The 8,325-nt window shown below is 70.6% G+C and carries 6 protein-coding genes and 1 pseudogene; all 7 read right to left on the reverse strand.

Annotated features, from left to right (window positions below; all coding sequences use genetic code 11):
* Positions 1-36 precede the first annotated feature (36 nt).
* Positions 37-792 (reverse strand): F0F1 ATP synthase subunit A, encoded by a 756-nt coding sequence (locus tag ACLF3G_RS22640; RefSeq protein ID WP_430671682.1) that lies wholly within the window; start codon positions 790-792, stop codon positions 37-39.
* Positions 793-836: 44 nt separating this feature from the next.
* Positions 837-1,130 (reverse strand): AtpZ/AtpI family protein, encoded by a 294-nt coding sequence (locus ACLF3G_RS22645; protein WP_430671683.1) that lies wholly within the window; start codon positions 1,128-1,130, stop codon positions 837-839.
* Positions 1,131-1,269: 139 nt separating this feature from the next.
* The gene (locus ACLF3G_RS22650; RefSeq protein ID WP_430671684.1) at positions 1,270-3,165 is read right to left on the reverse strand and encodes an ABC transporter ATP-binding protein; all 1,896 of its coding nucleotides are present in this window, start codon (positions 3,163-3,165) and stop codon (positions 1,270-1,272) included.
* 50 nt (positions 3,166-3,215) lie between these two features.
* Positions 3,216-4,190: a Bug family tripartite tricarboxylate transporter substrate binding protein gene (locus ACLF3G_RS22655; protein ID WP_430671685.1), complete on the reverse strand. Its 975-nt coding sequence runs from the start codon at positions 4,188-4,190 to the stop codon at positions 3,216-3,218.
* 97 nt (positions 4,191-4,287) lie between these two features.
* The gene (locus ACLF3G_RS22660; RefSeq protein ID WP_430671686.1) at positions 4,288-6,723 is read right to left on the reverse strand and encodes a putative bifunctional diguanylate cyclase/phosphodiesterase; all 2,436 of its coding nucleotides are present in this window, start codon (positions 6,721-6,723) and stop codon (positions 4,288-4,290) included.
* Between the two features lie 6 nt (positions 6,724-6,729).
* Positions 6,730-7,218, reverse strand: a complete 489-nt coding sequence (locus tag ACLF3G_RS22665; protein ID WP_430671687.1) for a molybdopterin-dependent oxidoreductase — start codon at positions 7,216-7,218, stop codon at positions 6,730-6,732.
* A gap of 79 nt (positions 7,219-7,297) precedes the next feature.
* A pseudogene (locus ACLF3G_RS22670) lies at positions 7,298-8,325 on the reverse strand (chromosome segregation protein SMC); the annotation flags it as partial.

The following is an 8,325-nucleotide window of genomic DNA, read 5'->3' on the forward strand; positions in this document are numbered from 1 at the left end:
TGCTGATTCAAGTTGTCAGGAAATCTGTCCGAGCGATCAGTGCAGGTGCACCGCGTCGTGCAGGTAGATGCTGGTCAGGATGGCGAACACATAGGCCTGGAGGAACGCCACCAGGACCTCGAACCCGACCAGGGCGACGTTGACCGTCAGCGGCAGGACCGCCACCAGCGGGCCCACGGCGCCAAGCCCACCGAGCAGCACGACGAAGGTGGCGAACACCTTCAGCATGACGTGGCCGGCGACCATGTTCGCGAAAAGCCGGATCGAAAGGCTGACCGGCCGCGAGAGGTAGGACACGATCTCGACCGGAATGATGATCGGCGCCAGCCAGATCGGCGCGCCTTCCGGGAAAAAGTATCCGAAGAACTTCGTGCCGTGCAGCGCCAGCGCCACCACCGTGATCAGCACGAACACCAGGGCCGCCAGCGCGAAGGTCACCGCGATGTGGCTGGTGAAGGTGAAGGCGTAGGGCAGCAGGCCCAGCAGGTTGCCGAACAGCACGAACATGAACAGCGTGAAGACGAAGGGGAAGAAGCGCTTCCCCTCATGCCCGACCTGGCCGACGACCAGGCCCTGGACGAATTCGTAGGAGGCTTCCGCCAGCGACTGCAGCCGCCCCGGCACCACCGCACGCTTCGACATGCCGAACATGATCAGCGCCGTGATCAGCCCCGCCGCCAGCAGCATATGCGCATTGGACTGCGAGAAGCCCACCGCGGAGCCGACCGGGCCCAGCATGGGGATCAGCTGGAACTGGCTCAGCGCGTCGATCGTCTGTCCTTCGGCGGCCACGCGATATCTCCCGACGCCGCCACCGCGGCAGCCTCAATCAGTGCCTACTTCTTCGCAGCGTTGCGCGGGTTGAACAGCCGAAACACGTTCATGACCCCGGCGACGCTGCCGAACACGAAGAACAGCAGGAACAGCCACGGCCAGGTGCCCAGCCAGCGGTCCAGGAACCAGCCGATGGCCACACCCACGATCAGCGCCGAGACGACCTCGACACCCGCGCGGAAACCGACACCCCAATTGCTCGATGGCAGGGGACCGTTGAGGCCCGGCTTGGGATCCATCCCCTGCCGCGCCCGGGCCTGCCGGAGCCTTTTCTCGAAGCCGTCGTCTTCCGCCATCCGTTGCTTTCCCCTGCGGTCGCCCCGCCCGGAAGGCGGCCCGCTCCTACGGCGTAGGGGCAGGAGTGTCAAGGTGATGAACGCGGTGCAACATGGTTCGACGAAGGCCCTCCCCCCACTTTCCATGGAGGAGAAGGCGTCATGCCCCAATGAATCCGCCGGACTGCATCTGCCACAGCTTCGCATAGACCCCGCCACGGGCCAGTAGTTCGGCGTGGCTGCCCTGTTCCGCGACGGCGCCTTCGGACAGAACCACCAGCCGGTCCATGCGCGCCAGCGTGGACAGGCGGTGCGCCACCGCGATCACCGTCTTGCCTGCCATCAGCCGCTCCAGACTGGCCTGGATCGCCGCCTCCACCTCCGAGTCGAGGGCGCTGGTCGCCTCGTCCAGCAGCAGGATGGGGGCGTCCTTCAGCAGCACGCGGGCGATCGCCACCCGCTGTCGCTGGCCACCCGAGAGCTTCACGCCACGCTCCCCCACATGGGCATCGTAGCCGGTGCGGCCGCGCCAGTCGGACAGGGCCACGATGAACTCATGCGCCTCCGCCCGCTTGGCCGCCTCCACCACCTCCGCCGGGCTGGCATCCGGCCGGCCGTAGCGGATGTTCTCCAGGATGGAGCGATGCAGCAGCGCGGTGTCCTGCGTCACCACCCCGATCGAGGTCCGCAGGCTTTCCTGGGTCACCCCTGAGATGTCCTGGCCATCGACCAGAATGCGCCCGCCCTCCGGCGTGAAGAAGCGCAGCAGCAGGTTGATGGCGGTGGTCTTGCCGGCGCCGGAATGGCCGACCAGGCCGACCCGCTCGCCCGCCGCAATCTCCAGGTCGAAGTCGTGCAGGACTGCCCCCCGCACGGGCGCGTCCGGGCCATCCGGCACCCGGCCATAGCCGAAGCGCACATCCTCGAACCGGATGGCACCGCGCGGCACGGCCAGCACCTTCGCATCCGGTGGGTCCGGGGCGGTACGGGGCACGGCGATGCTGCCCATGGCTTCCTGCACCACGCCGATATTCTCGAAGATGCCGGCCACATTGAAGGCGACCCAGCCGGAAATGTTGGCAATCTGCCAGGCCATCGGCAGCGCCGCCGCCACGGTCGCCAGCGGTACCTCCCCCCGCGACCACAGCCAGATCGCGAGCGCCGCGGTGCTGGTCAGCATCAGGGCGTTCAGGGTGGACAGCAGGAAGCCGTTCAGCGTCACCAGCCGGGTCTGGTGGGCGAAGTCCCGGTTCAACTGCTGCAGGGACTCCCGCACCCAGGCATCTTCCTGCTCGGCGCGGGCGAACAGCTTCACCGTGACGATGTTGGTGTAGCTGTCCACCACCCGCCCGGTCAGCAGGCTACGCGACTCGGAGGCCTTGCGGGACCGGTCGCGCATCCGCGGCACGATCAGCCGCAGCAGCGTGGCGTAAAGCGTGAACCAGACCAGGATCGGAAGCGCCAGCCGCCAGTCGGTGGCTGACAGCACCAGCACCGCCCCGGTGCCGTACACCAGGATGTACCAGACGGCGTTCACCGACTGTACCACGCTTTCCCGCAGCGCCGGGCCGGCCTGCATGACCCGGTTGGCGATGCGGCCTGCGAAGTCCTCCTGGAAGAAGGCCCAACCCTGGCGCACCACCTGCCAGTGGCTCTGCCAGCGGATCATCGCCGTGACGGCGGGGATGATGGCCTGCTGGGTCACCAGGTTCTGGCACAGGATGGCGCTGGGCCGGGCGAACAGCAGCACCGCCGCCATGCCCATCAGCGTGCCGCCGGCGGCGTCCCAGATGCGCTCCGGCCCATGCGCCTCCAGCAGCCCGACGACGCGGCCGATGAAGATCGGGATCAGCAGGTCGAGCAGCGCGACGGTCAGCCCGGTGGCGAACAGCAGGCCGAACAGCGCCCGCGCCTGGCGCGCGAAGTGCCAGTAGAAGCCGACCAGCCGGCGCGGCGGCGGCGCCTCGGGCACCGGGACGCCGGCCCAGCGTGAGGCACGGGCGCCGGGCGGCGCCACCGGATCGACGGCGCCTTCGAACAGACGGAACAGGAACATCCGGCTAGAAGCGCCGCCCAGGCCTCGGCGTCAACAGCCGGCCCGGCGCCTCAGGTGTCGAGCCGCACATTCGCCGCCCGCGCCACCTCGCGCCACTTGGCGATCTCTGCGGCGATGAAGCGACCATACTCCTCCGGCGTCCCCGGGTCGGGGAAGCCGCCAAGCTGCATCATGCGGGCGGAGACGCCGGGATCGCGCAGGATCGCCACCGCATCGGTGTTGATCCGCCGGATGATCGCGGCCGGCGTGCCTGCCGGTGCCACGATGCCGGACCAGCCCAGCGCCTCGAACCCCGGCGAGACGGTCTCCGCCACGGTCGGCACGTCCGGCAGTTGCGGCGTGCGCGCCCGCCCGGTGACGGCCAGCGCCCGGATGCGGCCGCCCTGGATGTTCGGCAGGGCGGAGGCGAGGCTGTCCACCATCACCTTCACGTTGCCGGCGATCAGGTCCGCCATGGCGGGGCCGCTGCCGCGATAGGGCACGTGCTGCATCTGCAGGCCCAGCCGGTGCGCCAGCATCTCGGCCGTCATGTGCTGCGCGGTGCCCGGCCCGGCGGAGGCATATTGCACCCGCCCCGGCTGCGCCTTCGCCAGCGCCACGAAGCCGGCGATGTCCGCCGCCTCGAAGGACGGGTGCGCGACGAAGACCAGCGGCAGCGTGAAGATGTTGGTGATGGCGGCGAAGTCCTTCTCCGCGTCGTAGGGCAGCCGCGCCATGACGGAGGGGTTCACGCCCAGGGTGCCGGAGGTGCCGATGCCCAGCGTGTAGCCATCCGGCGTGGCACGGGCCACCGCATCCATGCCGATGGCGCCCGCGCCACCCGCCCGGTTTTCCACGACGACGCGCTGCGGCCAGCGCTTGGAAAGCTCGTCCGCCATGACACGGGCGAAGATGTCCGCGGCCTGTCCGGGCGGGAATGGCACGATCATCCGCACCGGGCGGTCCGGCCAGGCCTCCTGCGCCTGGGCGGCGCGCAGGGCGGGTAGCGCCAGGGCGGCGCCGAGCAGGCAGCGACGTGTGGTCATCGGCCGGTCTTCCCCATGCAGCGGCGGTTGTCCCGCCTTGTCGGATGCAGCCGCCTTGCGGCTGGCCGCGGCATGGTTGGCGCGGCGCGGAGCAGGGTCAAGCCGCGCTGCGACTGCCTTCCGCCACCGACTGCGCCCGCGCCAGCTCCGCCAGGCTGTGCGGCGCCATCGGCCGGCCGAGCAGGAAACCCTGCACCACGTCGCAGCCCAGTTGCCGCAGTGCCAGCAACTGTTCCTGCGTCTCCACCCCTTCCGCCACCACTTCCGCGCCCAGCCCATGCGCCAGCCTCACGATGGCATCCAGGATGCGCCGGCCCGGGCCCGCCTCGGCCCGCGCCCCATCCCGGCCCACCGGCTCCAGCCCCGTCGGCTCCAAGCCCGCAGGCTCCAGACCGGCGACGAAGGCGCGGTCGACCTTGATCACGTCGAATTGCAGGTGCTGGAGGTATCCGAGCGAGGAGTAGCCGGTGCCGAAATCGTCCAGCGCGACCCGTACGCCCATCGCCCGCAGCGCCTGGAAGCTGCGCGCCGCCGCCTCCGCGCTGCGCAGGAACACGCCCTCCGTCACCTCGACCTCGAGCAGCGCCGGGTCGCAGCCGGTCGCGGCCAGCGCCTCCTCCACCAGCCGCACGCCCTGTTCGGCACTGAAATGCCCGGCCGAGAGGTTGACCGCGACCGGCATCTCCAGCCCCTGCGCCCGCCAGGCCACCGCCTGCCGGCAGGCCAGGTCGAGGACCAGCTGAGTGATCGGGTGGATCAGCCCGGTTTCCTCCGCCACCGGGATAAAGTCGGTGGGCGAGATCAGGCCGCGCTCGGGGTGCTGCCAGCGCAGCAGCGCCTCGCAGCCCTTGATGCGGCCGGTGGTGCAGGCGAATTTCGGCTGGTAGGCGAGCGACAACTCGCCTTCGACCAGCGCCCGGCGCAGATCCTCCTCGATCCGCCGCCGCTCCCGCAGCCCGGCTTCCTGGTCCAGGCTGAACAGCACGGCGCGGCCACGGCCGGCGGCCTTGGCACGGTACAGCGCGATGTCGGCGCGGCTCAGCATCGCCTCCACCGTGGTGCCGTGCTGCGGCGCCATGGCGGTGCCGATGCTGGCTCCGGCGCGCAGCGTGTAGCCCTGCAGCCGGTAGGGCCGGCCGAGCACCTCCGTCAGCCGGGTGGCCAGCTTCGTCGCCTCCGCCGCCTCGCCCAGGCCCGGCTGGATCACGGCGAATTCGTCGCCGCCGAGCCGGGCCAGCATGTCGCCTTCCCGCATCGCCGCCCGCATGCGCGCGGCGGCGGCTAGCAGTAGCTGGTCGCCAACCGGGTGGCCCAGGCTGTCATTGACTTCCTTGAAGTGGTCGAGATCGATGCAGTGCACCGCGACCATCCGCGTCGGCGAGGCACGGCCGAGTTGCAGCTTCAGCTGGCTGCCGAACAGCAGCCGGTTCGGCAATTCGGTCAGCGTGTCGTGTTCCGCCAGATGCCGGATGCGGCGGTCCGCCGCGCGCTGTGCCGTGACATCCAGCAGCACGCGCACCACACAGGTCAGCGCGCCGCCGCGGCCGAACACCGGCGCGGTCGAGATCAGCATGACCCGCTCCTGCCCCGCCTCGCCCGGCAGCAGGCATTCATGTGGCGGCACCGGGCGTTCCGTCGCCACAACCTCCGCGATGTCGCGCTCGGCATCGGCGACGCCGCCGAATTCACTGGGGCGCCGGCCCAGCACCTCGGCCTCCCGCCTCAGGCCGAACAGGCGCAGTGCCACCTTGTTCATGCTGACGGCCCGGCCGCTGGAATCATAGGCGGCGATGCCGACCGGCAGCGCATCCATCAGCACCCGCAGCGTGTGCTCCGCCTCCGAGGCGCGCCGCGCACCACGGATGATCAGCACCAGCAGCAGCACCACGCTGAGCAGCAAACCACCGAGGCTCGCCAGGTAGAACATGGTCAGGGTGCGAGAGCTGGCACGCGCCGCGCGGATCGCCGTCTGGCGCTCGATGTGCAGCGCCAGGTTGAGCTGGGTCAGCAGCCGGTCGGCTTCCTCGATCACCGCGACGATGCGGGCCTGGGCCGCGGGCTCCACCAGGGTCCGGGTTCCGGGATGAGCCTCAAGCTCGGACCAGGCGGTGCCCAGCAGATCGATGTCCGGCTCGATCTGCACCAGCGCCTCCTGCAGGCCGATGACGATATCCGCGTGGTCCAGGATGCTGCGTGTCGTCGATTCCTCGGCACCGGTCAGCAGCGGCAGCCGGCTCAGCAGGATCTCGTAGCGCTGCTCCAGGTCGGCGGTGCTGGTGCCGCGGCCCAGCCGCAGCAGCGCCGACTCGAAGCGGTGCAGTTCGACCAGCGCCTGGGTGCTGAACCAGACCGAGACCCGTTGGCTGCTGGCCTCCAGCCGCGACTGCTCCCGCGCCCGTTGCAGCGCGAGCCCCACCGAGAGCACGAACAGCACCCCGGCCGCCAGCAGCAGGACGGCGGTGATTCGAGGCGATGGCCCGAGCAGCGCGGCCCGGGCAGGTCGTGCCTGCGCCTTGCGGTTCAAACGCGACATGCCGGCTCAGCCGACGTGGATCTGGGCAAGCTGCCAGATGGCGCGTTCGCGAAATACCGGCGTGTCCAGTTCCGGACGCTCGGTCCATGGGTACAGCAGCCAGATCGGACCACGGTCGCGGACCCGCATCGGCACGCCGTCATGCCGTGTCGCCAGGACAGCGCCGTGCCGCGTCGCGTCCTCGATCGGCAGGGTTACGGCATAGTCGTTCAGCGCAACGGCGCGCAGGCTTTCGCCTTCCGCCCCCACCGCCTCAAGCACCCGAGCCAGCGGTACGCCCGAGAAAAGCTGCGGCGTCGATCCGGTCCAGGCGGTGCGCGTCACCAGGCGGACGGTGCCGAGGCCCTCCAGCCGCGCCAGGTCGAAGACGGCCTCGCGTCCCGGGACGCCGGCGAAGGTTCCGGTGACCCGCAGGACGGGCCGGCCCTGGGCCGCCGCATTGCGGGGCGGCCAGGCAGCAAGCGTAAGCAGGGCGGCGAGGACGCGGCGGTGCATGCGAGATCTCCGGAAGCAGGAGCCGCGCGCAGTTTTTTCGCCGGAGCCGTCAGTATGGGCCGCAAGGATGACCGAAGCGTTAAGGCGCCTCGACCATCTCGACCGCGCGCTGGAGATCCACGCTGAGCAGGCGGCTGACGCCGCGTTCCTGCATGGTCACGCCGTACAGGCGATGCATCCGCGCCATGGTCAGCGGATGGTGCGTCACGATCAGGAAGCGCGTGCCGCCGCGCCCACTTGCATCAGGGGCCGCCATCACCTCCAGCAGGTCGCACAGCCGCTCCACATTGGCGTCGTCCAGCGGCGCATCCACCTCGTCCAGCACGCAGACAGGGGCGGGGTTGCAGCGGAACACGGCGAAGACCAGGGACAGCGCCGTCAGCGCCTGTTCGCCACCCGACAGCAGGGCGAGCGAGGACAGCTTCTTGCCGGGTGGCTCGGCATAGATCTCGAGACCCGCCTCCAGCGGATCGTCCGAGCCGACGAGGGCTAGATGCGCGCGGCCGCCGCCGAACAGGCGGGTGAACAGGGCGCGGAACTCGGCATCGACCTTGTCGAAGACCACGCGCAGGCGTTCCCGCCCCTCCCGGTTCAGGTGACCGATGGAACCGCGCAGCTTGGCGATGGCTGTGGCGACTTCCTGGCGTTCCGATTCGATGCGGGCGCGCGTCGCGTCCAGGTCGTTCAACTCGGTCTCTGCGCGCAGGTTTACAGGGCCCATCTCCTCCCGCTCGCGGGTCAGGCGGTCCAGTTTTCGCCGCGCCTTCTCCTCGGCCGGGTCGGTCAGGTCGGCGACCTCCTCCGGCAGCGGCGGATGCGCCTCCCCGAGCCGTTCGATGATGCGTTCCTCCACCGCCAGCGCGGCGGCCTCCGCCTGGCCGGCGGTGCCCTCCGCGCGAAGCTGGGATTCGCGGGCGGCGGCGAAGGCGGCATCGGCGCTGCGGCGGGCCAGGGCCGATTCGCGGTCCTCGGCCTCCGCGGCGGCAAGCGTCTTGGCGGCGGCGGCATGGGCGGCCTCGGCCTCGGCCAGGGCGCGGCCGGCGCTGGCGCGCTGCGCGGCGGCGACCTCGGGCGCCTCGGCCAGCGCGTCGCGCTCGGCGGCGGCCT

The sequence above is a fragment of the Falsiroseomonas sp. HC035 genome, assembly GCF_050563525.1.
Lineage (GTDB): Bacteria > Pseudomonadota > Alphaproteobacteria > Acetobacterales > Acetobacteraceae > Falsiroseomonas.

Bases quoted from the DNA above. Each gene is read 5' to 3' on its own strand.
- ACLF3G_RS22645 (WP_430671683.1), bottom strand. From the start codon at position 1,130: ATGGCGGAAGACGACGGCTTCGAGAAAAGGCTCCGGCAGGCCCGGGCG.
- ACLF3G_RS22650 (WP_430671684.1), bottom strand. From the start codon at position 3,165: ATGTTCCTGTTCCGTCTGTTCGAAGGCGCCGTCGATCCGGTGGCGCCG.
- ACLF3G_RS22655 (WP_430671685.1), bottom strand. From the start codon at position 4,190: ATGACCACACGTCGCTGCCTGCTCGGCGCCGCCCTGGCGCTACCCGCC.
- ACLF3G_RS22660 (WP_430671686.1), bottom strand. From the start codon at position 6,723: ATGTCGCGTTTGAACCGCAAGGCGCAGGCACGACCTGCCCGGGCCGCG.
- ACLF3G_RS22665 (WP_430671687.1), bottom strand. From the start codon at position 7,218: ATGCACCGCCGCGTCCTCGCCGCCCTGCTTACGCTTGCTGCCTGGCCG.